Here is a 24,280-nt window from a genome sequence, read left to right on the forward strand (position 1 = left end):
CACTTCCAAACAAACCCTAATTTTCTATTTTATATAGCAGGAATTTCCACTTCAATTGTCTAATGTTATATAGGTTTGTTGAAATATTCGAAACAACTTTGGAGGTTTTTTCATGGTAAAATATATATCAATTTTAGGTTCAACAGGATCCATCGGCACATCTGCATTAGATGTCGTTTCAGCTCATCCTGAACATTTTAAAATCGTCGGTTTAACCGCAAATTATAATATCGATCTTCTTGAGCAACAAATCAAAACGTTTCAACCTCGTATTGTAAGCGTTGCGACAAAAGACTTAGCAGACAAGCTTCGTACGCGTATTTCAGCAAATACAAAAATCACACACGGGACTGATGGCTTAATTGCAGTAGCTACTCACCCTGATTCAAATCTTGTATTAAGCTCTATTGTAGGTGTTTCAGGATTACTTCCAACAATTGAAGCATTAAAAGCGAAGAAAGATATCGCTATTGCTAATAAAGAAACTTTGGTTGCAGCTGGACATATCGTAACTGAACTAGCGAAACAAAACGGATGTTGCTTAATTCCAGTAGATAGTGAGCATTCAGCTATTTTCCAATGTTTAAACGGAGAAAATAATAAAGAGATTGAGAAGTTAATTGTAACAGCTTCCGGTGGTGCTTTCCGTGATAAAACACGTGATGAAATGCAAACATTACAAGCAAAAGATGCTTTAAAGCACCCAAACTGGTTAATGGGCGCAAAACTAACGATTGATTCTGCCACATTAATGAATAAAGGGTTCGAAGTAATGGAAGCGAGATGGCTATTTGATATTCCATATGAAAAAATTAATGTAATGATTCATAAAGAAAGTATCATTCATTCTTTAGTAGAATTTATTGATGGATCAGTTATGGCACAGCTCGGTGCTCCTGATATGAGAATGCCGATTCAATATGCGTTTCACTATCCTACTCGGCTACCTTCTTCCTATGAAAAATTAAATTTATTAGAAATCGGTAGTTTACATTTTGAAAAACCAGATTTAGAGAAGTTCCCTTGTCTACAATACGCATATGAATGTGGCAAAATCGGTGGTACTACTCCCGCTGTATTAAATGCAGCAAATGAAATTGCGAATGCGCTATTCTTAAAAAATGAAATTTCCTTTTTCGATATTGAAAAAACAATTTACAAAACAGTTGAAGCTCATCATAACGTAAAAGATCCTTCACTAGATGCTATATTAGAAGCGGATCAATGGGCGCGCCAATATGCAAATGAATTGTTAATAAAAAAGAGCTAAAACAGTTCCCACTGTTTTAGCTCTTTTTTTTCATGTATTCAACTTAACAAATCTATAACCGTGTGTAACTAACACTTTTAATATCGCATATCCTGGAATGGCTAAAATAATGCCCATAATCCCGAATAAGTTTCCGGCAGTTAAAATGATAAAAATGATAGTAATCGGATGAATATCTAACTTTTTACCCATAACTTGCGGAGAAATAAATTTACCTTCTGCTAATTGTACAACCATCATAACGATAATTACTTTTAACACCATTGCTGGCGAGTCGATAAATGCGATAATTAACGCTGGTGTAATCGCGATAATTGGTCCTACGTACGGAACGATATTTACAATCATCGCTAAAATCGCAAGTAATACCGCATATTTAATACCAATAATAAGATAACCAATTAATAGCATAATACCGATAAATAAGCTGACGATAATTTGACCTCTAATATACGAGCTAATCGCATAATGCATATCATCTAGTATTCTCATTGCTGCTGGTTGTCTTTGCTCTGAAATAAACTTTAAAAAGTGATTCGGCAATTGCTCACCATCTTTTAAAAGATAGAACAATATAAATGGAACCATTACAAATGTCAAAACAACCTCTGTAACAGTACTCAAAAATCCAGTTACATTCCCAGTTACTGATGATAATGACTTTGTAAAATCAACTGTGTATTCTTTTACCATATTCGCAACATTAATATTTAAATTCTCCTGAATTTTACCGAGTAAATTACTTTCCCCGAATCTACGTGCTGCTTGTTCAATCTCATGGCCAAAATACGGTAAGTTATCAATTAATGCATCAATTTGATCTTTAATAATAGGGATAACCGTTACAACTAAAAATACAAATAATCCTAGTACGATTAAATATATGGAAGCTATCGATACGATTCTTGAAACACCTTTCTTTTCTAAAAGCGAAACGAATGGATGTAAAATATAGAATAGCACGCCTGCTAATAGTACTGGGAAGAAAATTGTTTTTAAAAATACGATAAACGGTGTAAAAACAAATGATATTTTTGTTAGCAATAAAATATTAATGAACAATAACGCAAATCCAAGTAATACCGCCAAATAATTTTGTTCTCTAAAAAACTTTCTTAACTTATCTCTTTTTCTTATATTTATTTTCTCCAATGAAACCACCTCTTCGAATGATGAAAAGCCCTTATTCAGGGCTCTTCATCATAATCTATATCTCTATTTCCTTGCAGCTTTCACTACAAATGATACAATAAGAATTAACACGATTGCACCTAATAATGCCGGCACGACATGAATCCCACCAAATGATGGCCCAAAGGATCCAAATAATCTACCACCTAACGAAGCACCTAATAAACCTGCGATAATATTTCCGAACATACCACCTGGGAAATTTTTACCTGTTATAGAACTAGCAATTGCACCTATAATAGCACCAACTATTAATGTGATAATCCATCCCATTTTTAGTCCTCCATTTCTATTATAGTTTGTATGATTCAATACAAACATATGTATTTATCATTGCTAATCATATTTCACTATAGAAATATATTTACTACTATTTTACATATGGAGATACATATATTATATGCAAAAAAGAAAAATATTGTCAAACTCACCCATAAAGCAATTATATTCATATACCATATTTAAAGGAGGCTTCATTGTCTATGATTCTTAAGTTAAATTCCACTTCTTTTGAAGTAGCAACATCCATTTTACAGGTTCAAATTCCAGCTTATAAAGTTGAAGCAGACTACTTAAATAGTACTGCCATACCTCGTTTATATGATACTGTAAACGATATTCAAAATTGCGTTGAAACATTCTATGGATATTTTTCTGAAAATAAACTTGTCGGTTTTATTTCTTTTGTACAAGAAGAAAAACTAATCGATATCCACAGGTTAGTTGTATCGCCCGATTTTTTTCAAAAAGGAATCGCAACGAAACTCCTAATTTATATATTTAACATGTTTCCCTCTTCAATGGCATACATTGTACAAACAGGTAAAGCGAATACCCCTGCTATTACTTTATATAAAAAACACGGATTCATTACAGTATCAGATACAATACTTCCTGACGGTATGATTCTTACGCAATTAAAAAAGACAGAATACACAAAATAATTTGACTTGTTTGCTCCTTTATGTTATTTTTTACTTTATAAAACCTTTTGCTGAGTCCAAATTTTGGAGCGGGGGAACCATTTTTGTAGCTATGCTACTTGGGGCGAATCTTTTTTAAGTAGGGAAACTCTCACTTCCCGAGTCCGACAGCTAACCTCGTAAGCGTAATGGGAGAGGAAGGTGCTTTTTGCCTATGTTACACATTTTGCCTCCTTAATTATAAATATGGGATCGATATCAAATAGTCACCTATATTTATAGAAAAGGAGAATGTATTATGTTACGTTTATCTGATCACGCAATTAAAATGATGGAGCAAAGACTTCGAATTGAAAAACAACGCACATATCAAGCAAATAAGGTTGTAGATAACCTACATCACAAATACTTCTTTCAGCATATTTTTCAACCGAAAAGATAAAGAAAATGTTTATTTAATATTAAAAAACACAAGGTGTGTCTTACAAAGACATTCCTTGTGTTTTTTATATTCTTTATAAAATTCTCACTACATTTAAGCTTGCTGTAATCGCACCTGCTATGGTCGTTACATGCCCTACACCTAATGGACCATTTTGTAATACTAACGTTGAATTAGCACTCGTTACATTCACAAGAAGCGTATTTGAAATGGCTGGTTCGATTACTACAGTTGATGTCGTTACATTTTGTATAAAACTCCCTGCTACTTGTGTTCCGTTTAATAGTAATCTTACAGACACCGTTTCATTCCCAGCACTTGCATCCCCTTGAAAATAATAACTTACTAAATATATTCCTGGCGTGGATACAGTAACCGTTGTAGGGCTAGTTAAAGATACTCCTGTTCCATACACTGTAGATCCACTATTAATTGAAATATTGGCATTTGCGGCAATTGCACTCGTTGAGGTAGAAAAGAAATAGCCTCCACCTGTTGATATAGCAGATGATCCTGTTGCTCCAGTTAAACCTGTTGGACCCGTGGCACCTGTTGGGCCTGTTACTCCTGTTCCCCCTGTCGCTCCTGTTATTCCTTGTATGCCTTGTATTCCGGTCGGTCCAGTTGCACCAGTCAATCCCGTCTGGCCCGTTACTCCTGTTGGACCCGTTATCCCTTGTGGACCTTGGATTCCTTGTGGACCTTGAGGACCCGTTGCTCCCGTCTGGCCGGTTGCTCCAGTTGGACCGGTTGCTCCTTGTGGACCTTGGATTCCTTGTGGACCTTGAGGACCCGTTGCTCCCGCCTCGCCGGTTGCTCCAGTTGGACCGGTTGCTCCTTGTGGTCCTTGAATTCCTTGTGGACCTTGAGGACCCGTTGCTCCCGCCTCGCCGGTTGGACCGGTTGGACCGGTTGGACCCGCCTGACCAGTTATTCCTTGTAGACCTTGAGGGCCTGCCTGACCAGTTGGGCCTTGTGGACCTTGCACGCCTTGTATCCCCTGAATTCCTTGGGGGCCGGTTGGACCAATTGGACCTTGTATTCCCTGAATTCCTTGAGGACCCGTTGCTCCCGCCTCGCCGGTTGGGCCTTGTGGACCTTGCACACCTTGTATTCCTTGAGGACCGGTTGGGCCTATACTTCCTTGTGGTCCCTGAATACCTTGTATTCCTTGAGGACCAGTTGGACCTGTTATGCCACTCGGACCTTGTACGCCTTGCACTCCTTGAGGACCGGTTGGACCACTCGGACCTTGGATTCCTTGTAGCCCCTGTAAACCAGTTGGACCGGTCGCTCCCCTTACTCCTTGCTCACCTTGTATGCCTTGTATCCCTTGAGGGCCGGTTGGACCGATTGGCCCCTGTGCCCCTTGCACTCCTTGTGGACCAGTCGGACCGGTTGCTCCTACCGGTCCCTGGATTCCTTGTAGACCTTGCGGACCAGTCGGACCGGTTACTCCTTGTATCCCTTGTGGACCTTGAATGCCTTGGTCACCCGTTGGACCCGTTGCCCCCATTGGTCCCTGTACTCCTTGCAAACCTGTTACACCAGTTGCTCCGGTCGGTCCCTGTATTCCTTGTACCCCTTGAATTCCAGTCGCTCCTGTTGCTCCGGTCGCTCCTGTTGCCCCTGTTGCTCCAGTCGGACCAGTTGGACCCCCTGGTGATCCTGCTGGACCGGTTGGACCAGTTGGACCTCCTGGTGGACCAGTTGGACCGGTTGCTCCAGTCGGGCCAGTTGCAGAACCTGTCGGACCAGTTATCCCAGTGGCTCCTGTTGGGCCGGTTGGACCTGGATCACCTTGTAAACCGGTTGGACCAGTCGGACCGATTACACCTTGCACTCCTTGTATTCCTTGTATTCCTGTTGGACCTACCTGCCCCATTTCTCCCTGGGGACCTTGTAAACCTTGAACACCAGTTTCCCCTTGTGGACCCATTGGTCCTTGCTCCCCTTGAATTCCTTGAGAACCAGTTGGCCCTGTTGGACCAATCGGACCCTGTATTCCTTGTATTCCGGTTACACCTTGTAAACCACTACCTCCTAAATTACCTTGCACACCTTGTATACCAGTATTTCCAGTTGGTCCAGTCGGACCAATTTCCCCTTGCACTCCTTGTATGCCTTGTATTCCTGTTGGGCCGGTTGGACCGATTTCTCCTTGCATTCCTTGTATGCCCTGTATTCCTGTTGGACCGGTCGGACCGATTGGGCCAGGAATTCCTTGTATCCCTTGAATTCCAGTTGGGCCAGTCGGACCTCTTTCTCCTTGTATTCCTTGAACACCTTGTATTCCCTGTGGGCCTCGTTCTCCCATAGGTCCTTGATTACCTTGAGAACCTTGTGGTCCTGTTAAACCAGTTGGACCCGTTGGACCAATTTCTCCCTGTACCCCTTGCACTCCTTGAATTCCAGTTGGACCCGTTGGACCGATTGGACCTTGTACGCCTTGTATTCCTTGCGGGCCAGTCGGTCCACCTAAAGAACCTGTCGGCCCCGTTGGACCAGTCGGTCCCGTAATACCTGACGCTGGAAAAGGAATAGGTGCTTGAAACTTACTACACTTATCTTGATCCTTCACAAGCATCTCCCCCGTTATAACTAGCGTATCAAACTATTTTTAATACATTTAAACTAGCTGTTATCACACCAGATAATGTCGTTACATGGCCGATAGCTAATGGACCATTTTGTAAAGACAAAGTTGCATTTGAAGAAGTAACTTCAATAACCATCGTATTCGAAACTGCTGGTTCTAATATAAAAACACCTCCTGTAACATAAAAAATAAAACTCCCTGCTACTTGTGTTCCATTTAAAGTAAGCCTCACGGAAATCGTTTCATTCCCCCCATTTGGATCACCTTGAAAATAATAGCTTACTAAATAGATTCCCGGCGTACTTAACGTTACAGTTGTTGCATTTGTTAAACTTACACCAGAACCAAAAACTGTAGATCCGGAATTAATTGGTATTAACGCATTCGCTGCAATTGTACTCGTTGAAGTAGAAAAGAAATAACCGCCCCCGCTTGGTAAGCCAGTCGCTCCAGTCGCTCCCGCTATTCCCAAGAAACCTATTGAACCTGCACTACCAGTGGCTCCGGTAGGTCCCACAGCTCCAATAGGTCCTTGACTACCTTGCGCTCCGGCCGGTCCTACACTACCGCTAACCCCTGTCGCTCCCCTTGCTCCAGTTGGTCCTTGTGGGCCTTGTATACCTTGAGAACCTTGTATCCCGGTTACTCCCGTTGCTCCAGTTGGTCCGGTCATTCCTGTACTTCCTTGTATCCCCATAATCCCTTGAACGCCTTGTATTCCTTGTGCTCCTGTCGCCCCTACTTCTCCTGTCGCTCCTGTTTCTCCAGTTACGCCCGTAGCCCCAATATTTCCTTGTGGTCCCTCGGGTCCCTCAATACCTTGTGCACCTTGCACCCCTTGAGGACCTGTTATCCCGTTTTCTCCTAGATTCCCTTGGGGACCTCTAATTCCTTGCGCACCTGTCGGACCGGTTATTCCTTGTATGCCTTGCATTCCTTGAGAGCCTTGTGCTCCTGTTGGGCCTACTATACCTTGTATTCCTTGAGGTCCTTGCAAACCAATAGCTCCAGTCGGCCCTATTATTCCTTGCACTCCTTGAGGACCTTGTGCACCTTGAGGACCGGTCAATCCCGTTATCCCTTGTATCCCTTGAACTCCTTGGATTCCTTGTACTCCAGCTGTCCCTGTTTCTCCTCGGATTCCTTGTGCACCTTGTATGCCTTGTGCTCCAGCTGGCCCGGTTGCGCCTTGTATGCCTTGTGCACCTTGAGCTCCTGCAGCTCCTGCCACTCCTGTTGGACCTTGTATACCTTGTAACCCTTGCATTCCTTGTGCTCCTGTTGGACCTGTTACTCCTTGTATACCTTGCACTCCTTTAGGACCTTCTGCACCCGTTGGACCGATTTCTCCCTGCGGACCTTGTATTCCTTGTGGACCTTCTACACCAGTTGCCCCTGTTATGCCTTGGTTACCTTGAGAACCTTGTGCACCTTGTACTCCAACTGCTCCCACTACACCTTGAGCTCCTTGTGCGCCTCTTACACCTTGAGGACCAGTTGGACCAGTTATTCCTTGTAACCCTTGTGCTCCTATCGCACCAGTTCCCCCTGTTACACCCCGCGCACCAGTTTCGCCCGTTGGACCTGTTGGCCCCCCAGGTGGACCGGGTGGACCTGATGGACCAGTCACTCCACTAGATGGACCAATTGGACCGGTTGTTCCTGTTGGTCCACCAGGCGGACCTACTGGACCTTGTGTACCAGTAGGTCCGGTTGCTCCTGTTATCCCTCGTATTCCTTTTGCTCCTTGAAAACCTGTGGATCCGTTTATCCCTTGTATTCCTTGAATACCTGATGGACCTTGAGGCCCTATTACACCTGTTATTCCCTTTATTCCGCTTATACCTTGAGAGCCTTGTGGACCAGTAGAACCGGTTGGGCCTACTATACCTTGTATCCCTTGATCACCTTGATGTCCTTGCTCTCCAGTAATTCCTTGTATTCCTTGTGGACCTTCTTCTCCTTGTATACCTGTAGTTCCATCCTCCCCTTGCATTCCTTGCGCTCCTTGGGAACCTTGAGGACCTGTTACACCTGTAATACCAGCTTCACCTATCACACCTTGCATTCCTTGTGCTCCCGTTTGTCCTCGCTCACCTATTTCCCCTTGTATTCCTTGTATACCTTGTATTCCTTGACTACCAGCAGGACCCGTAGCTCCTTGTATTCCTTCTAATCCTTGTACTCCAATATCACCAATTAGACCTTGGTTTCCGATTAATCCTTGAGCACCTTGGAGACCAGTTGGGCCAGTTATACCTTGCTCTCCTGTATCACCAATAACTCCTTGTATTCCTTGTGCTCCTGTTGCCCCTCGGGGACCTTGTATCCCCCTGATACCTTGAGGACCTTGGGGCCCAGTTGCTCCCGTCGGTCCAGTCACCCCTGTAGGACCAACAGGACCTTCATGCCCTCCAGTTGGACCGATTGGACCACTATTACCTGTCGGACCCGTTGCTCCTATAAGCGGAAGAGGCAGTGCCACTCCAAATTTTTTGCACTTTCTATGATGACGCACAACAATCCCCCTTCCCCAAAATAATTACACCTTTTATATGAAATGCATTTTTATAAGAAAAGTACACCTTTGACCTCATTTTTTAAAATAAAGAAGCCTATCATTTCATCTATTTGAAATCATAGGCTTCTTTTATAAAAACACTTTACTTTCTAGCTTTAATAATAAAAGTAGTCGGCACCATTCTAGCTTTATATAAAGAATAATACTTCGTAGACGGCTCAGCTAGTTCTCCATCAAACGAGCTTGATGGTTCAGGCTCTTCTATTCTCTCAATTTTAAATCCCACTCTATTTAACTCATTTATGTATGTACTTATTTTTCTCTTATATAATGTCGCTTGTACATTTTCTCCTTTAAATGTTTCAAACGTAATGGGCGTTTCCTCATGATAAGAAGACTTTATAGCAACTTCTTCCGTACCATACTGTAAGTTTAAATATACCGGGTGCTCCCAACTAAAAATAAAACTTCCCCCTGGCTTTACATATGAATAAATCAGTTCCAACGTTTTTCTTAAATCCGAAGTCCAACCTAATGCATAAATGGAATATACAATATCAAAATATCCTTTCGGAATATCGCCTTCTTCTTCCATTGCTCCGCATACTAACTTTGGATTCCAATCCTTTAACGTCTTATTCGCTATTTCAATTTGTGTACTCGAAAGATCAAGCCCCCATAATTCCTCTGCCCCTTGTTCCGCCATATATTGCAACGAATGCCCACTTCCACAGCCAATATCAAGAACCTTTTTCTTTCTGATTGAATCGAACAAACGAATCTCATCTTCAGACGCCGTATACGGACCATATTTAGGTAAACAATCCACTTGAAAGAAATAAGGTGCAACTGTATCCCAACACTTTTTATTTAAAGCTAACATTTGCGTACCTTTCATATTCTACATTCCCCCATCCATTTTTCTTTCTCTAATATTAATTACATATCATAACCAGATCGCCCTTTTCTCTTCGCCCGGTAGTTTTTCACTTTCGCAATCGTACCGCATGCTCTTCCTCCTTCTTCTCCAGCATACATACCGCACCATCTTTTACTTCCATTTCGCGAATGATCATAAAATACCCAGCGACAATCTGGACATGCTTTTAACCTTCCCCATACATTTTCTTGAATTGACATTAACACAATGCTTAACACTTTTGTATACACATTCTCTTCATATACCGGTTCATATGTAATACCTTTCATATCATCCTTTATATGTACATGAAATGGGTATTTCTCTAACCATTTTTGCAATGATCCTTCGCCTTCAATTGTCATCCGAATATCTTCTCGAAAACCTCTTAATTCCTCTATCGTATGAAATGGAAACTCTTCATCAAAATATTCTTTCATAAAAAGCTTTATGTCTTCTTCTGTTTGCAGCAAATCAATTGGCTCTCTCGTATCGTTTGGTATTCTCCATGTATTTAAAAATCCCCGAATATATTCTAGTTCATTTGGAGCGTTTTGATTCAATTCGATCCACCTTCTTCTTAAAATTTACTTTTTTCTGACTTTATGTATAATTATAGTATAAAATAGTTAACCATCAAATAATTTTACTGGTTACATAATTAGGAGGATTTCTATGAAAAGTTTCTCAACACCGATACGTTTCATGCTTATTTCTTCATTTTTTATGTCTTTTGGGTATTTTGCAGTATACGCATTTTTAGCTATTTATCTATTAACCTTTCTTCATTTTTCTGCTGTCCAAGTAGGAACAGTGTTGACGGTTATGACAATTACATCACGAGTTATCCCATTATTCTCAGGGTTAATTGCTGACAAAATAGGCTATATCATTATGATGATAGCCGGTTTATTTTTGAGAGGAATCGGATTTATCGCTTTAGGAATATGCTCTGATTTCTATACAATTTCTATTTCTTCTGCACTTATTGGCTTCGGAACTGCATTTTACGAACCTGCTGCGCGCGCCATATTCGGTTCACAACCAGCTCATTTGAGAAAAAATTTATTTACATATTTAAACCTTAGCTTTAATTGCGGTGCAATAATCGGACCAATTGCAGGAGGGTTCTTACTCTTACTTGATCCAATCTATGCCTTCTCTCTAACAGGATCACTTATGCTGTTATTCGCTTTTATCTTTTACTTACTTAAAAATCACTTCCAAGTCACTACTGAAAACACGTCTATTACATTAGGAATACAGGCCATCTTACAAAACAAGTCTTTCCTTCTGTTTTCCTTTATCATGATTTTCTTCTATATTATGTTTACTCAACTTACTGTCGCACTTCCACTTCATATGAAAAACATTAGTAGTAGCAATCAACTTGCTACACTCATTATTACGATAAATGCGATAACAGGCGTCATATTTATGGTATTATTCCGAAAATTATTCCACAAATACAACACACTTTCAATTATTAAATACGGTGTTTTATTAATGAGTATTTCCTTTTTACTCATTCCTTTATTTCAACACCCATATTGGCTCTTTATTTGTGTAATTTTATTTACAATCGGTGAAACACTCGTATTACCTAACGCTGATATCACTATTGCAAATTACAGTAATGAATCATATACAGCCACTTTCTTCGGATTTTATCAACTATCACTCGCATTTGGTTTTATCATTGGTAATTATACCGGTACATCTTTTACATCCAACTTAAGCGGAATGTATACACCATGGCTTATTTTTGGCGGAATAGGACTTATTGGTTTTATTTCACTACATATTTTGAATATAAAAAAAGTGGCCTCTAAAGAGGATATACACCTATGTAATACAAGCGACCTATAACGAAAAAGATTCGACCATCATCTTTGACAGTCGAATCTTTTTATTTTTCATATTCAAGGTGATTATGTCTTTTACAACCAAATAAATAGCAAGCCCCTATATAATCAGTTTCAAACTCTAATCCTGGAACGTATCCAGATTTGATACGTTCTACCATTGTTTTATAACAATTATTCTCTTCTGTATATTCCTCAATTAACTCTTTCTTATCTTTTTCTGTCCAGTTTTCTTCTACTTCTTCATTCTGGACATCTTCTATTTCTGCTGTTTTCGCTTCGATAGATTCCCGTATAACTTCATTTATACGGGAGAAATTATTCGTTTTATATAGAGCATACACAAATCTACCAATCCAATTAGGACTTTTCCAGCATTCTTTATACCCCTTTTCGAACCATTCAATTGCTTCTTTATAGCAATTCAACTCAACATATAAATCTGCTACATTAATTTCCCCTAAAAAATTATCAGATTCCCTGTTAAAAGTATCTAACTTCTCTTTTGCTTCTGTCGTTCGTTCTAAATCAATTAAACATTTTACATAGCTATACATGATATAGTCCGAATCCCCTGCAACTCGCAAGAAAAAGTCTGAAGCTTTTTCCAGCTCTCCAAGGTTATAATGCGCTACAGCTACATTATGATATGCTTCATCTGATGGTTGAATCGAAATAGACTTTTGTAATGCTTCTTTCGCTTCTGTCCATTTTTCTTGTTTCATGTAAATGTCCCCTAAGATGTTATAAGGAAAGTATGAAGAAGGATTAAACTTAACAACTTCTCTTATTAATTCAAGAGCTTTATCATCATTCTCTTCCTCATAAAAGTACATCCAAGCCAGATTATTGAGAGATTGTACGTCTCTAGATTCATGTACTGCTTGTTGAAACAGTTCCATTGCTTCCTCATATTTATTTTGTTCAAACATTTCAATTGCCTTCTCATTAATGTTCAAATAACTACCTCCGAAGTAAATGAATTCATCTATTCCCTATCATTATTGTAAAATGTAAAAATTATAATTTCTATAAAAAAATTTCTTTCTCTCGTCTACATTTCGATTGAAATAGAAGCTAAAACATACGAATTTACAACAATCAGTAAATTTTTCATTCTCCCTTAAATTGGATATACATCCTGTTTCATTTTACATATTATGGTACAATTAAGAGGGTACTAACTAAACATTTACGCTCCACACTAGTAATCTAGCAATACCAAAATCAAAAATCACATGGAATTGAGGGATGTTATGAAACAGAAATTAGCTGTTCTTCTATTCACTGGAATCATATTATCAGGATGTTCAACTATAGCAGAGAATTCTTTAGAAAGCGGGAAAGGCAGTATGGAATTATTAACACCAACGATCACAGCAAAAGATAATGAATTAGAAATTAAAACTAAAGGCATTGATGAAAATAAAGTAACTTTTATTTATGTTGCTAATAAAAAAGTGTTGGAACAAAAACTAAAAAATGGTGAATCCTACAAACTTAACATTAAAGATATCGAACACGCTCATAGGACGGACTACAAACCAAAAGTTCAACTTTTACAAACGAAAGACGATGATGATGATGGAGAAATAGTAACCTTCAAACAAGTTAGATATACAGTTAAAAACTGATTTTAAAGTTGTTTCATTATAAATGTAACAAAAGAAAATATACTTTTAACAGTAGATAAATGTAGGGGGTGCTAACATGAAAAAACGATGGATTTCTTGGTGGATTGGTAACCTATTTTGGATTATCGTTTTTGGAATATGGGCCGCTATTATTTGGCTACGAGATGTTGATGGTGCTGGTGTTATTCAAACACCTGAAATTAAATCAATATCACTTATCGTTTTATTAATCACGTTTATCATACCGGTATTTTTTCAAATTATATGGCTAATCATTAATTTGAGAATGAGTAAAAAACATAATTATACGATTTAGTTTTTTTGAATTAACAGATGAATATTTTTCATAAAAAAAGAGAGGAATCTACATCAAAATAGATTCCTCCCTTTTACATTTGGACTTATACTGCACTTTTAATGCAGCACTACTCCTCTTTTTTACGATGCATGTTCATCTTTCTTTTTCATTAACGCTCTTTTCTTCATCGCCTTCGTTAAATATCCACCCTTAAACGAGCGAATTTCATACGAAGACATAAACGCTTTCGGTGCAATTTCATTAATGATTTCTAAAAGCTCTTTCTCTCTAGAACGCTTTGCAACGATATCTAAGCGATAACGTATCGAATTAATACCTTCGCCTTCAAATACAGTAACGCCAAATCCAGAGTGACGTAACTCATCTACTAATTCATTACAACGGTCTAGTAAACTAACTTGATACGTAATATAACCAATTGCTAATTTATTCTCTATATAACCGCCTAATAACAGTCCCGCACTAAAGCCAATGACATAGGCAACGATGTTCATCCAATTTGATAAATCTTGAAACACAATACCTAAACTGACAATGTAAATAGCTCCTTCTAACAATCCAACACCAGCAGCGGATCTTGTTTGATTCTTTACAAGCAAAATCGTACGGATTGTTAAAATTGGAACGTAAATAATTTGAAGCACAAAAATAAGTAGCGCTTGTAACATTGGTATCCACCTCTTTCAAAAAGTCTTTTGTCATAATAACATACATAACCTTTAGAAATCGATGGGTTTTTTAAAATTTTTTTATTATTTTTCATACTATTGAAAAACGCAAAAAAGAAGCGTATTATATTTGTCATTAATTTGATTACTTGTATCATATCGCTAAACTAAAAAAGGAACCCGATTAGGTCCCTTTCATCATAGCTCTATATCTTTCGAAGCATGTTCCCTTTGCTTCTCTTCTTCTTTCACTAATTGCATATTTGCATAAGCTAAATTTGCAATCATTAAAAAGTGACCACCTAAAATACCTGTACCGAATGCCCACATTTCCATTTCATGCTCAATTTCATACATGATGATAGCTCCTAAAATAGCAGCTGCAAATCGGTTTAAAACTCCTAATCCAGGAGCCTTTTCCTTCATTACGATACTTTTCCCGAGTTTCTCCACTCTGCGAGCTAATAACCAAAGACAATAGGCGCTTACTGCTAATCCAATACCGAACCCTGTCACTTGTTTTCCAAACGGAGTAATCGTCCACATAAGTAGTAAACCACTAAAGATCACATACAATTGTAATCGATATACACGTAAGGCTTCTTGAATCAAAATATCCGCTCCTAAGTTCTCATTTTTTGTACTTTAGAAGAAAAGCAGCAACTTACACAGTTGCTGCTTTCTCTTCTTCTTGTTCTTGTTCCATCTTACGAATTTCAACACGTTTAATTTGGTAAGCGTCTTTTTCTAACACTTTAAATTCATAACCTTCTGCCTCAACGTGTTGTCCTTCTTCGATTTCATGATTTTGCATCATAATCCATCCACCGATTGTATCCACATCATCTTCTTCGATGTGTAATCCAAATAAATCTTTCACTTCTGAGATAAGCACTTTTCCATCAACAATGATATGTTGCTCGTTCACATGTTGAATTGGCGGTGCTTCATCTTCATCATATTCGTCACGAATTTCGCCGACGATTTCCTCCAAGATATCTTCAAGCGTTACAATTCCGGCTGTTCCTCCGTACTCATCATATAAAACAGCCATCGGAATTCGCTTCTTCTGCATTTGAAGTAATAAATCGTGAATTGGAGTCGTTTCCATCACTTCAATAATCGGACGCATATACGAGCGAATAGATGATAAATCTTTTTGATCCTCGGTCATATATCGAATAAAGAAATCTTTTACGTTGACCATACCGATAATATCATCTTTATCTTCTCCAAAAATCGGATAACGTGTATATCGCTCATTTTGGATTACTTTCATGTGTTCTTCTACTGAATCTTCCAGGTAGAAACCAACGATTTCTGTTCGCGGTACCATAATCTCTTTTGCAATACGATTATCAAATTCAAAAATGTTATTTACATACTTGTATTCAGCTTGATTAATTTCGCCACTTTCATAGCTATCTGAAAGGATAAGACGTAATTCTTCTTCTGTATGAGCTACTTCATGTTCTGAAGCTGGCTTTAAACCAAATAAACCAGTTATCACACGAGCTGAACCATTCAATACCCAAATAAATGGATACATGATTTTATAGAACATCATTAATGGACCTGCCAATAATAACGTTACCCTTTCAGCCTTTTGAATTGCCATCGTTTTTGGAGCTAATTCTCCTACTACAACGTGTAAATACGTCATAATCATAAAAGCAAGACCAAATGTTAATACTGATGAAATAGAAGGATTTAAGTTCCATTTCTCAAATAACGGGTGTAATAACTTTTCAATTGTCGGTTCACCTAACCAACCTAATCCCATAGCTGTAACTGTAATACCTAATTGACAAGCAGATAAATATTCATCTAAATTTGTTGTTACCTTTTTCGCTGCTAAAGCACCGCGTTTTCCTTCCGCAACAAGCTGATCGATACGGCTTGAACGTATCTTTACAATCGCAAACTCTGCTGCTACGAAAAATCCAGTAAATGCGATTAAAATCGCAACCATGACTAAATTAAATATTTCCAATGAATCCCCTTAGTTAAAAAACTAAGGTGTCCACCTCCTGTATACTATAATGTTTTCTTATTTGTTTGTTAGAAAACATAGCCCGATACAAAAATTAAAGAGGTCGGATTTCACTTATTCTATAATAATAGAGCAAGTGTCTGTATTAAAGCTGTCGTTTGACCTGATAAAGATTTCGATATTTTTTCACGTTGTGAATCAGTCAATTCATCTAAAAGCGGTTTTAACTCAGTAAGCTCCACTTCTAATCGATGAATATGGTCTGTCACTTCATTCACTTGTTTCGAAACGTGTTCATTGATACCGAGCAGCTTCTTCTTCTCCTCGATTTTCTCTTTAATCTCACAAAGCGGCATATGCATTTCTTTGCACTTCTCAATAAATTGTAATGTCTCAAATGCTGTTTCGTCGTAATAGCGATAATTAGATTGAGATCGCTCCGCTTTTAAGATACCTAGATTCGTATAATAATCAATCGTTCGTTTCGACACGTGAGCCATGAGAGCCAACTGTCCGATTCGATACACCTTCCCAACGATCTTCCCCCCTTGTTTATATTACTTACATCATACAACACATAAACTGTACAGTCAAACGTGACGGTTTATTATTCACAATTTATACAAAATTCCAATCTCCTCCTATGATGATTCAATACGAGTAATCTACACTTATACAATAAAATTACTAAACTACTACCTAACCACTACATTGTCTACCACTTTTAACCTTTCTTATTTAAAAGCATATCCTACTAATAATGATTGCTTGTATAGGAGGGAATTAATATGAAAAAGACAATCATTTCTCATTTTTATAATGAAGAATACCTACTTCCATGGTGGCTTATGCATCACACGAAAATATTCGATCACGGCATTTTAATTAATAGGGGGTCTACAGATCGTTCCGTAGAGATTTGTAAACTATTAGCACCCCACTGGGAAGTACGAAATTCAAGATTTCTTGAGTTTGATCCAACTAATACTGATATTGAAGTGATGGAAATTGAAAGAGAAGTTTCAGGTTGGAAAATCGTTTTAAATACTACTGAATTCTTTTGTTGTAATAATACTGAAGAATTTTTTTCATCTCTTCATACACTAGGCCAAAACATGTATGCGATTAGAATGATTTTAATGATAGATAATCATAATTATAATTATTCAAAGCCTAGATATTCTATCCCCTTAGTAGAACAGCGATACCACGGTGTCTTCCCTTATAACCCAAATCTCGGATGTGCTTGGAGATTTATTCACAATCATCTAGACGGTGCATATTTACCTGGTAGACATCATTCGCGGCACGGATATATAATTTATGACTATCCTTCATTTATTTTAAAATTTTATTTTAGCCCTTGGAATGAACAATCAAAGGCAAGAAAATTACAAATTACACCTACCCTTTCAAAAAGGGGTGTTCAAATGGGACTTCAAACACATTACGGTCAATCTCCCGAAGTACTGGACATACGTTTTTTAGAGCTTAGTAACCTAACACAAGACCTCCGTCATAACCCTGAATATCAAGAATTATTTCCAAAATTCAAACCGTAATATTTTCTGCATCGTCATTACCTCAAACATTTTCATTCACTTAATCAAAAACAATTTCATTTGCATAAAACATGAATACTATATAAATAATAAATTTTTATTTTAGGAGGAAAAAATGAAAGCTGTTATTCTTGCTGGTGGGTACGGTACAAGAATTGGGGAAGAAACACATTTAAAACCGAAACCTATGATTGAAATTGGAACAAAACCTATTCTATGGCACATTATGAGTTTGTATAGTCATTACGGGATTACTGAGTTTATTATTTGCTTAGGCTATAAAGGATATGCAATTAAAGAGTTCTTTCTAAATTACAACTTACACATGTCTGATTTCACAATACAGTTAAACGATAATACAATTACTAGCCATTCTCATCGTGTAGAACCATGGGAAGTTACACTAATCGATACTGGTGTAAATACCGAAACGGGTGGTCGAGTGAAAAAGATTCAAAATTATGTCGGAGACGAACCTTTCTGCCTCACTTATGGTGATGGATTAAGTAATGTAAATATAAAAGAACTTATTACATTCCATAAAAAACATGGAAAAATGGCTACTGTTACTGCCGTACAACCTCCTGGTAGATTTGGTTCTCTCATATTAGATAAACAGTCTGTAACATCTTTTCAAGAAAAACCATTAGGTGATGGCGGATGGGTTAACGGTGGATTTTTCGTTTTAAATCCTGAAGTTTTCAATTACATTAGTGGAGATAAGTCTGTTTTTGAAACAGACACTTTAGTTCAGTTAGTAAACAAAAATGAATTGGCCGCATATCAACATTCTGGTTTTTGGCATCCGATGGATACATTGCGCGATAAAAATAAATTAGTCGAGCTATGGGAAAGTAATAACGCTCCGTGGAAGGTTTGGTAATATGGCTTCATCATCTTTTTGGAATAAGAAAAAAGTATTTATTACGGGACATACTGGATTTAAAGGCTCCTGGCTCACCCTTTTCTTAAGTTCTTTAGGTGCAGAAGTAGTAGGCTTTTCTTCTCATCCCCCATCCATTCCTAACATTTTTGAACAAGGTAACGTAGCAAAAGAGTGCACGACAATGAAAGGCGATATTACAGATTACCATTCTTTATTTCATGCCATGAAGCAACATAAACCTGACATAATATTTCATTTAGCAGCTCAGCCAATCGTAACCGCTTCATACCAAAATCCTATCGATACATTCAAAACGAATGTTTTAGGTACTGTCCACGTGCTAGAAGCAGCAAAGTCCGTCGAAAGCGTACGTGCCATTATTAATGTGACAAGCGATAAATGTTATGAGAATGACGGTAGTGGCGACCGAGCGTTCGTGGAAAATGACCGACTAGGAGGTTTCGACCCTTATAGCGCTAGTAAAGCTTGCGCTGAAATAGTGGCAACATCCTATCAAAAATCATTCTTCCGCACTAATACCCAGAAACTCACCTCAGTCAGAGCTGGTAACGTCATCGGCGGTGGTGATTGGGCAAAAGATCGATTATTCCCTGATATCATTCGGGCATATTTGCACAATCATACTTTGTGTATTCGAAACAAATATGCCGTCCGTCCGTGGCAACATGTTTTAGATCCTCTACATGGCTATATCCTTTTAGCTGAGAAACTTTGGAATGATGCTAAATATGCAGAAGCGTGGAATTTCGGCCCAATGAATGAACCTAACAGAACCGTTCATGATGTCATTGAATCTGTAATAAAATTATGGAATAACCCACTAACAATCATTTCCTCCTCTACAAATACTCCTTATGAATCATCTGTTTTAACACTCGATAGTACAAAAGCAGTAAACAAACTCGGCTGGACTCCTAAGTTATCAACAGATGATGCTATCGCTTGGACTGTTGATTGGTACAAAAAATATGCATCTGGTGAAAATATAGAATCTTTCACACGACAACAAATCGATGCATTCAAAAATTTATAAGGGGGCTATAAAATGGAACAGAAAAAATGCCGTTTTTGCCACTCATTACTAACCAACACTTTTTTAGATTTGGGCGTTTCCCCTCTTGCTAATTCATTTGTAGCTCCTGAAAGCTCATATAAAATGGAACCTTTTTATCCGCTGCACACATTTGTTTGTAACTCTTGTTTACTCGTACAGCTAGATGAATTTGAATCCCCACAAAATATTTTTCATAACTATTTATACTTCAGCTCTTACTCCTCAAGTTGGCTACTACACGCTAAACAATATGTAGAAATGGCGATTAAGCGTTTCAACTTAACGAAACATTCAAAAGTGATTGAAATCGCAAGTAACGATGGGTACTTATTACAATACTTTAAAAAAGAAAATATCGAGACATTGGGAATTGAACCCGCGAAAAACGTAGCAGAAATTGCTATCAAAAAAGGAATTCCTACTCATGTGAATTTTTTCAGTAATGACTTAGCAAAAAAATTGCCACAAGCTGATTTAATCGTCGCAAATAACGTATTAGCACACGTTCCAAACTTGCATGATTTTGTTGCTGGTTTAAAAACGTTATTAAAACAAGATGGCACGATAACAATTGAATTCCCACACTTATTAAACCTCATATCCTTTAAACAGTTCGATACTATCTACCATGAGCACTTTTCCTACTTCTCACTTATAAGCCTTCAAAAAGTTTTAAGTTATCATCATTTACAAATTGTTGATGTAGAAGAACTATCAACGCATGGTGGTTCCTTACGGATTTTTGTAAACCATCTAAGTGCCCAATCAACTATCCATTCCAATGTTACAAAATTAATTCAAAAAGAAGTCGACCACGGGTTAGATACTTTAGATTGCTATCTCCTTTTTTCTAAACGCATCGAACAATTGAAAATAAATATTTTAAAGTTTTTTATTGAAGCGAAAGATTTAAACAAACAAATTATCGGTTACGGTGCTCCAGCTAAGGGAAACACCCTTTTGAATTATTGCGGGATAGGTAAAGAATTTCTAGCTTGTACAGTAGATAACAATCCTCACAAACAAAATCTCCTTTTACCAGGAACTCGTATTCCAATAAAATCTCCAGCAGAAATTAAACGTACAAAACCGGATTACATTTTCATACTTCCTTGGAATTTGAAAGACGAAATTATGAAAGAATGCTCTTTCATTCGTGAATGGGGCGGTAAATTTTTAGTGACGGTTCCAGAAGTTGAGGTGATCGAGCCATGAAGAAAGTTGTTGTAACAGGTGGTAGTGGCTGGATAGGTAAATATGTTGTACATTCACTTATACAAAAGGGATATGAAGTGCACGCCACGTATAATAAAAATAAACCCTCTCACCTCCCTTGCCATTGGCATAAAGTAAACTTGCTTCGCGATGACGAAGTAAAACAATTCATTTCGGACGTTCAGCCTAGCCATCTCATTCACCTTGCTTGGGAAGCAGTGCCACCAGCATGCTATGTATCTATTAATAATTACTATTGGCTAAAGTCTAGTATTTCATTGATTCAACACTTCACAACATGCGGCGGAAAGCGTGTTGTCGTTGCAGGTACTGGCGCAGAATACGAATGGTTTAACGGCGTATTATTTGAAGATTCACCGCTCCTTTCCTATAAAACCCCATATTCTTTATGTAAAAATGCACTGCACTCCTGGCTAGAAACGTATGCACAACAAACAGGCCTCAGCATGTGTTGGGGCCGCATTTTTCATATGTATGGCCCTCACGAACAAGGTAATCGGCTCGTTTCTAACATTATCACTTCCTTATTAAAAAACGAGGAAGCACTATGTACACATGGAAAACAATCGAGAGATTTCCTCCATGTGAGTGACGTCGCTGACGCTCTCGTAACAATATTAGAACACGGCGTTACAGGCACCATCAATATCGCTTCTGGTCAATCTGTACAAATTAAAGAGTTAGCTTCTATCATTGCTAAAAAGATAAGAAAAGAACATTTAATTAAACTAGGTGCAATCCCTTTCTCTAAAGATGAACCTTTATTTGTCGGGGTTAATGTAGAACGTTTAAAAACTGAAGTAAACTGGAAACCAACATACGATCTAAATACAGGAATTGAAGAAACAATTTTATGGTGGAAATCATTTATACAAAAACATAACGATATGCATCATTAAAACGTAAATCCTTCGTTCCTCTCGCTAATTCCTTATACCATTCTTCTAATGTTTCCGGCGTAACAATATGATGCGTACCCATTCCCCCATGCTTACTAGCTTCAGAAAGAGTCGGACCAATTTGTAATTTTCTCTTTCTCATCGCATCGTTCCACGGACTAAACCCAAACCATAATATACAGGCGAGAGGTGGATAAATCATCGATTCATGCGCAGATAAATGTCTTCCAACCGTATAACTTCCATGCTCATGATTATGAATAAATCTACCTCTTCTCCATAACGGCCAATCTTCTGGTAAATAACCATGAAACCGCTGTTTCATTAAAGGTATTCCAAAGTTAAGGTCCGGATAGTTGTAGTTAGGATCATCAACCATAATAAGCCCGTCCAGCCAATACATCCTCCCTCCCAATTCATCTAATGATTTCCAAAACTGATTTTTATCTTGCATGCAAAGAAACTCAGTCGTATTTAAAACCATTTTCCATCCTTGTACTTCTTGTTCTATCCTCATCACTTCATGATCTGTCGTATATGCATCAAACTCTGGATTTACAGAATCTCGCACTTCCGGTGCGAATTTTTCACAAATCTCAACCGAACGATCTGTTGAACCTTTATTAATTAAAATACCATGATCAAAAAGTTTCGTATGATGTATAAGCCACCATGGCAATAAATACTCTTCATTGTAAAAATGCGAAATAACGGTTGTAGTTATAATAATCTCCTCCTCTTTCTCTATTAATCTACTTTTTATCCTACAACCAATATACTCATAAGCAAAAATATGTTTCCTAATTATTGATCAAATATTATTATTAATATTTTTGTAAGTTTTCCTTTGGTACCCAGCCCTTCTCACCATCTCTTCCTTCGCACCAAACCCATCCATTCAATTCTTCTAATCCGATCACTCTTTCTCCAATACTCACATTTAATTCTTTCGCAGTATATTGTTTTATAATAATTCCTGTTCCATTCATATCTTTTCTTATAATTTGCTCCGGAACCCATCCTTTCCGGTCATATTTCTCTTCGTGACAAAATATCCAGTTTTCCCAATTTTCAGGACCAGCGTAACTCTCTATCCTTTTCACTACATTCCCCTCTTCTAAGCGAATTGGATTAGGATAATTGCTAACATGTGATTTTATAACGATATATTTCATAACACCCTCCAATAATCAGAAAATTAAGTTATAATATCATTATAACTTAAAGAGGAGGAATGCACTCATGTACTACAACACTTCATTCGAAAACGATCAACCTGTAGGCCGTCTATAAACTAAGACGGGCATTCATTTAGCACATACACTATGCCTCGTCTTAGGGAGCACATATTACCCTAAAAATAGACGGAGGTATTTCAAATGAAACAAACAATTTTAGGAGCTATATACTTATCACTAGCAGCAAGTATATGGGGCGGTATGTATGTTGTTAGCAAATACGTACTCGATTTTATCCCACCACTAACACTCGTTTGGCTACGCTTTATTATCGCTTTTGTTGTTTTATATGGCATTTTGAAACTAGCTGAGAAAAAGCAAAAGAAAAAAGTAACCATTCTCAAAAAAGATTGGCTCCTATTCGCTTGGATTGGATTTATCGGCTATTTCATTTCGATCACATGCCAATTTATCGGAACAAAATTATCCGACGCTCATACAGGCTCGTTAGTTACATCAGCTACACCTGCATTTATGGTTATATTTGCAGCGCTCATTTTGAAAGAAAAACTAACTGCTCGTAGACTTTTATCTACTATAATAGCGACAATCGGTGTCATTATCGTAATCGGATGGGATATTGAAATTGGCTCCTATTTTATCGGAACAATCATTTTAGTTGGAGCCGCTATTACGTGGGCTTTACTATCTATTTATGTAAAAATCGCTTCAATCCAATTTTCATCCTTAGTTATTACAACGTACGCAATTTTCTTTTCACTCTTTTTTATTACACCTTTTATGATATGGGAGCTACAAGCGGCCTCTATCGGAACAGTAAATACGTACGTAATATTAGGCGTATTATACTTAGGAATCGTCTCAACAGCAGGTGCCTTTTTCCTTTGGAATAAAGGATTAGAATTACTGGATGCAAGCATAGGTTCCTTATTTTTCTTCTTCCAACCTATCGTTGGATCGTTACTTGGTTGGCTCTTATTAAATGAAACATTAAATAGTAACTTTTTTATTGGTGGTATTCTTATTATATGTAGCGTTTTAATTACTACTTTTGAAAAGAAATAAAAAGCAGGCAGAGA

The 24,280-nt window shown here is 37.8% G+C and carries 25 protein-coding genes and 1 riboswitch; of the genes, 12 read left to right on the forward strand and 13 right to left on the reverse strand.

Annotation, left to right across the window (positions count from 1 at the left end; translation table 11 throughout):
* Nucleotides 1-112 precede the first annotated feature (112 nt).
* On the forward strand, nt 113-1,270 hold the full coding sequence (locus tag ACTFSL_RS19070; protein WP_440042225.1) for a 1-deoxy-D-xylulose-5-phosphate reductoisomerase: 1,158 nt from the start codon (nt 113-115) through the stop codon (nt 1,268-1,270).
* 30 nt (nt 1,271-1,300) lie between these two features.
* Here ACTFSL_RS19070 and ACTFSL_RS19075 read toward each other — a convergent pair whose 3' ends face one another.
* Both ACTFSL_RS19075 and ACTFSL_RS19080 read right to left on the reverse strand, forming a co-directional pair.
* Nucleotides 1,301-2,422 carry an AI-2E family transporter gene (locus ACTFSL_RS19075; RefSeq protein ID WP_000411484.1) on the reverse strand — a complete coding sequence of 374 codons (1,122 nt, stop codon included), beginning with the start codon at nt 2,420-2,422 and terminating at the stop codon, nt 1,301-1,303.
* 63 nt (nt 2,423-2,485) lie between these two features.
* On the reverse strand, nt 2,486-2,734 hold the full coding sequence (locus ACTFSL_RS19080) for a GlsB/YeaQ/YmgE family stress response membrane protein (protein ID WP_000539733.1): 249 nt from the start codon (nt 2,732-2,734) through the stop codon (nt 2,486-2,488).
* A gap of 209 nt (nt 2,735-2,943) precedes the next feature.
* Here ACTFSL_RS19080 and ACTFSL_RS19085 point away from each other — a divergent pair, with 209 nt between their 5' ends.
* On the forward strand, nt 2,944-3,405 hold the full coding sequence (locus tag ACTFSL_RS19085; RefSeq protein ID WP_000601228.1) for a GNAT family N-acetyltransferase: 462 nt from the start codon (nt 2,944-2,946) through the stop codon (nt 3,403-3,405).
* Nucleotides 3,406-3,443: 38 nt separating this feature from the next.
* A riboswitch (cyclic di-AMP (ydaO/yuaA leader) is annotated at nt 3,444-3,586 on the forward strand.
* Between the two features lie 96 nt (nt 3,587-3,682).
* Nucleotides 3,683-3,826: a hypothetical protein gene (locus tag ACTFSL_RS19090; RefSeq protein WP_000945243.1), complete on the forward strand. Its 144-nt coding sequence runs from the start codon at nt 3,683-3,685 to the stop codon at nt 3,824-3,826.
* 73 nt (nt 3,827-3,899) lie between these two features.
* Here the strand turns inward: ACTFSL_RS19090 and ACTFSL_RS19095 are convergent, their stop codons facing one another.
* The 4 genes from ACTFSL_RS19095 to ACTFSL_RS19110 all read right to left on the reverse strand — a co-directional run bounded on the left by ACTFSL_RS19095 (nt 3,900) and on the right by ACTFSL_RS19110 (nt 10,428).
* Nucleotides 3,900-6,413, reverse strand: a complete 2,514-nt coding sequence (locus ACTFSL_RS19095; protein ID WP_440042226.1) for a BC_3345 family exosporium-associated protein — start codon at nt 6,411-6,413, stop codon at nt 3,900-3,902.
* A gap of 22 nt (nt 6,414-6,435) precedes the next feature.
* Nucleotides 6,436-8,943: a collagen-like protein gene (locus tag ACTFSL_RS19100; protein WP_440042227.1), complete on the reverse strand. Its 2,508-nt coding sequence runs from the start codon at nt 8,941-8,943 to the stop codon at nt 6,436-6,438.
* A gap of 145 nt (nt 8,944-9,088) precedes the next feature.
* Entirely contained in the window at nt 9,089-9,844 is a 756-nt protein-coding gene (locus tag ACTFSL_RS19105; protein WP_440042228.1) for a class I SAM-dependent methyltransferase, read from the reverse strand.
* Nucleotides 9,845-9,885: 41 nt separating this feature from the next.
* Nucleotides 9,886-10,428, reverse strand: coding sequence for a CGNR zinc finger domain-containing protein (locus tag ACTFSL_RS19110; RefSeq protein ID WP_440042229.1), 543 nt, complete (start codon nt 10,426-10,428; stop codon nt 9,886-9,888).
* Between the two features lie 112 nt (nt 10,429-10,540).
* Here ACTFSL_RS19110 and ACTFSL_RS19115 point away from each other — a divergent pair, with 112 nt between their 5' ends.
* Nucleotides 10,541-11,734, forward strand: coding sequence for an MDR family MFS transporter (locus tag ACTFSL_RS19115; RefSeq protein WP_440042230.1), 1,194 nt, complete (start codon nt 10,541-10,543; stop codon nt 11,732-11,734).
* Between the two features lie 40 nt (nt 11,735-11,774).
* Here ACTFSL_RS19115 and ACTFSL_RS19120 read toward each other — a convergent pair whose 3' ends face one another.
* Nucleotides 11,775-12,689, reverse strand: coding sequence for a tetratricopeptide repeat protein (locus tag ACTFSL_RS19120; RefSeq protein ID WP_440042231.1), 915 nt, complete (start codon nt 12,687-12,689; stop codon nt 11,775-11,777).
* A gap of 279 nt (nt 12,690-12,968) precedes the next feature.
* Between ACTFSL_RS19120 and ACTFSL_RS19125 the strand changes: the two genes are divergently transcribed.
* Both ACTFSL_RS19125 and ACTFSL_RS19130 read left to right on the forward strand, forming a co-directional pair.
* Nucleotides 12,969-13,364 carry a hypothetical protein gene (locus ACTFSL_RS19125; protein ID WP_002041528.1) on the forward strand — a complete coding sequence of 132 codons (396 nt, stop codon included), beginning with the start codon at nt 12,969-12,971 and terminating at the stop codon, nt 13,362-13,364.
* A 76-nt stretch (nt 13,365-13,440) separates the two neighbouring features.
* Nucleotides 13,441-13,680 carry a DUF3923 family protein gene (locus ACTFSL_RS19130; RefSeq protein ID WP_119683743.1) on the forward strand — a complete coding sequence of 80 codons (240 nt, stop codon included), beginning with the start codon at nt 13,441-13,443 and terminating at the stop codon, nt 13,678-13,680.
* Between the two features lie 122 nt (nt 13,681-13,802).
* Here ACTFSL_RS19130 and ACTFSL_RS19135 read toward each other — a convergent pair whose 3' ends face one another.
* From ACTFSL_RS19135 to ACTFSL_RS19150, 4 genes are all read right to left on the reverse strand, one after another.
* Nucleotides 13,803-14,351, reverse strand: a complete 549-nt coding sequence (locus ACTFSL_RS19135) for a DUF2179 domain-containing protein (protein WP_000938438.1) — start codon at nt 14,349-14,351, stop codon at nt 13,803-13,805.
* Nucleotides 14,352-14,549: 198 nt separating this feature from the next.
* Complete coding sequence (locus tag ACTFSL_RS19140) at nt 14,550-14,963, reverse strand: ATP synthase subunit I (RefSeq protein ID WP_000613875.1); 414 nt, start codon at nt 14,961-14,963, stop codon at nt 14,550-14,552.
* A gap of 52 nt (nt 14,964-15,015) precedes the next feature.
* Nucleotides 15,016-16,344, reverse strand: coding sequence for a hemolysin family protein (locus ACTFSL_RS19145; RefSeq protein WP_002183782.1), 1,329 nt, complete (start codon nt 16,342-16,344; stop codon nt 15,016-15,018).
* A 119-nt stretch (nt 16,345-16,463) separates the two neighbouring features.
* Nucleotides 16,464-16,871 (reverse strand): MerR family transcriptional regulator, encoded by a 408-nt coding sequence (locus tag ACTFSL_RS19150; protein WP_000285639.1) that lies wholly within the window; start codon nt 16,869-16,871, stop codon nt 16,464-16,466.
* A gap of 261 nt (nt 16,872-17,132) precedes the next feature.
* Between ACTFSL_RS19150 and ACTFSL_RS19155 the strand changes: the two genes are divergently transcribed.
* The 5 genes from ACTFSL_RS19155 (at nt 17,133) to ACTFSL_RS19175 (ending at nt 22,002) form a co-directional block, all read left to right on the forward strand.
* On the forward strand, nt 17,133-17,906 hold the full coding sequence (locus tag ACTFSL_RS19155; protein WP_000750973.1) for a glycosyltransferase family 2 protein: 774 nt from the start codon (nt 17,133-17,135) through the stop codon (nt 17,904-17,906).
* Nucleotides 17,907-18,021: 115 nt separating this feature from the next.
* Nucleotides 18,022-18,789, forward strand: coding sequence for a glucose-1-phosphate cytidylyltransferase (rfbF, locus tag ACTFSL_RS19160; protein WP_440042232.1), 768 nt, complete (start codon nt 18,022-18,024; stop codon nt 18,787-18,789).
* 1 nt (nt 18,790) lies between these two features.
* Nucleotides 18,791-19,846, forward strand: coding sequence for a CDP-glucose 4,6-dehydratase (gene rfbG / locus ACTFSL_RS19165; protein ID WP_440042234.1), 1,056 nt, complete (start codon nt 18,791-18,793; stop codon nt 19,844-19,846).
* A 12-nt stretch (nt 19,847-19,858) separates the two neighbouring features.
* On the forward strand, nt 19,859-21,082 hold the full coding sequence (locus tag ACTFSL_RS19170; RefSeq protein ID WP_440042235.1) for a methyltransferase domain-containing protein: 1,224 nt from the start codon (nt 19,859-19,861) through the stop codon (nt 21,080-21,082).
* Nucleotides 21,079-22,002, forward strand: a complete 924-nt coding sequence (locus tag ACTFSL_RS19175) for an NAD-dependent epimerase/dehydratase family protein (protein ID WP_000758367.1) — start codon at nt 21,079-21,081, stop codon at nt 22,000-22,002. Before ACTFSL_RS19170 ends, ACTFSL_RS19175 begins: the two co-directional genes overlap by 4 nt.
* On the opposite strand, the gene ACTFSL_RS19180 is transcribed toward ACTFSL_RS19175, so the two are convergent.
* A complete protein-coding gene (locus ACTFSL_RS19180; RefSeq protein ID WP_440042238.1) occupies nt 21,971-22,765 on the reverse strand; it encodes a glycosyltransferase family 2 protein in 795 nt (264 codons plus the stop codon). The two genes, ACTFSL_RS19175 and ACTFSL_RS19180, sit on opposite strands and share 32 nt — an antisense overlap.
* Nucleotides 22,766-22,826: 61 nt before the next feature.
* Entirely contained in the window at nt 22,827-23,177 is a 351-nt protein-coding gene (locus ACTFSL_RS19185) for an SH3 domain-containing protein (RefSeq protein WP_400154765.1), read from the reverse strand.
* Between the two features lie 204 nt (nt 23,178-23,381).
* On the opposite strand from ACTFSL_RS19185, the gene ACTFSL_RS19190 reads away from it, so the two are divergent.
* The gene (locus ACTFSL_RS19190) at nt 23,382-24,266 is read left to right on the forward strand and encodes a DMT family transporter (protein ID WP_400154764.1); all 885 of its coding nucleotides are present in this window, start codon (nt 23,382-23,384) and stop codon (nt 24,264-24,266) included.
* The last annotated feature ends 14 nt before the right edge of the window (nt 24,267-24,280 follow it).

Source organism: Bacillus cereus group sp. MYBK108-1 (genome assembly GCF_051917185.1).
In the GTDB taxonomy this organism is placed as follows: Bacteria; Bacillota; Bacilli; order Bacillales; family Bacillaceae_G; genus Bacillus_A; species Bacillus_A cereus.